Origin of the sequence: Acetobacter sicerae, from assembly GCF_011516765.1 — a bacterium.
GTDB lineage: Bacteria > Pseudomonadota > Alphaproteobacteria > Acetobacterales > Acetobacteraceae > Acetobacter > Acetobacter sicerae.
The window spans coordinates 1-1,409 of sequence record NZ_JAAABN010000065.1 but is presented as its reverse complement, the minus strand read 5'-3'; the positions used below and the strand labels follow the sequence as shown (position 1 = coordinate 1,409).

Here is a 1,409-nt window from a genome sequence, read left to right as displayed (position 1 = left end):
TTTTCCTGACGCTCCACCGGATCGCCGGATTCGATCGCCTCTACAACGCAGCCCGCGATATGTTCGCGCAGAACAAGCCCCTCGAGCCGATGCAACGCCGCCTTGGCGGCCCGAAGCTGAAGCAGAACATCCACGCAATAGCGGTCTTCGTCCACCATTTTCTGGATGCCACGCACCTGACCTTCGACCCGTTTCAGGCCCTGCGAAATCTTTACCCGTGACTGCCTCATTGCACTATACCCTACAGGGGCATACCTTGAAGTGCAAGCGATTATGGCATACTTCGACGCCGCGGCTGGCGGCCACAAGCAAGGGGGCTTCATGACGAACGACAATACAGCAGCTTGCGCGTCCCATCTCCATGGAGAGGGTCCCACCCCGGCAGCGACCGGAGTTGACGCGCACCTGGTCAAGGATCCTGTGTGTGGCATGACGGTCGATCCCGCGACGGCGACGCATCATGCCGACCATGATGGCCGGACCTGGTATTTTTGCAGCGCGCACTGCCAGACAAAGTTCGAGGCCGCCCCCTGTCATTACCTGCACAAGGCGGACACGACGCCCATCAAGCCTCAGCCCAGGCGGGCCGGGATGATCTGGACCTGCCCGATGCACCCCCAGATCCGACAGGATCACCCCGGCTCCTGCCCCATCTGCGGCATGGCGCTGGAACCGGAGGAGCCATCCGACGCCGACATGCCCAACCCGGAACTCGTGGATTTCAGCCGGCGCCTGTGGGGAGCGAGCATATTGGCGGTCCCGCTCGTCGTCATCGCCATGGCGGCGGATATGGGAGGGCTGGCATTTTTCGATGGCGGCCTGACGAACTGGATTCAGTTGGCGCTTACGGCACCAATCGTGCTGTGGGCCGGCTGGCCGTTCCTCGAACGCGGCTGGATGTCTCTCCGCACCCGGCATCTGAACATGTTTACGTTGATCATGCTGGGCGTCGGCGCGGGCTTTCTCTACAGCATCGCCGCGACAGTAGCCCCTGGCCTGTTCCCTGCTGCCTTCCGCATGCATGACGGGTCGGTCCCGGTCTATTACGAAGCCGCAGGTGTTATCGTGGCCCTGGTGTTGGCCGGGCAGGTCCTGGAACTGCGCGCCCGCGCCCGTACCAGTCGCGCCATTCGCGCCCTGCTGGATCTCGCACCGAAAATCGCACACCGGGTCGGCGCGCAGGATCGCGAGGACGACGTACCGCTGGCCCAGATCGTGCCCGGCAATCGGCTCCGCATCCGGCCGGGGGAAAGCATCCCGGTGGACGGCACCGTCATGGACGGGCGCTCCAGCGTGGACGAAGCCATGCTGACAGGAGAGCCAGCACCTGTCGCCAAGGGCCCGGGTGACAAGGTGACGGGCGGAACCATCAACGGCACCGGCAGCCTGCTGATGACGGCCGAGGCCGT

Annotated in this window: 2 protein-coding genes; one reads left to right on the top strand and one right to left on the bottom strand. The window is 64.1% G+C overall.

Translation table 11 applies throughout. The features are described from left to right. Positions 1-230: metal-sensitive transcriptional regulator (locus tag GVI59_RS18570; protein ID WP_173575519.1), on the bottom strand; the 230-nt coding region annotated here is incomplete at its 3' end. Between the two features lie 199 nt (positions 231-429). On the opposite strand from GVI59_RS18570, the gene GVI59_RS18565 reads away from it, so the two are divergent. Continuing rightward, positions 430-1,409 (top strand): P-type ATPase (locus GVI59_RS18565; RefSeq protein ID WP_242013219.1); only part of this gene is annotated, 980 nt, incomplete at its 3' end.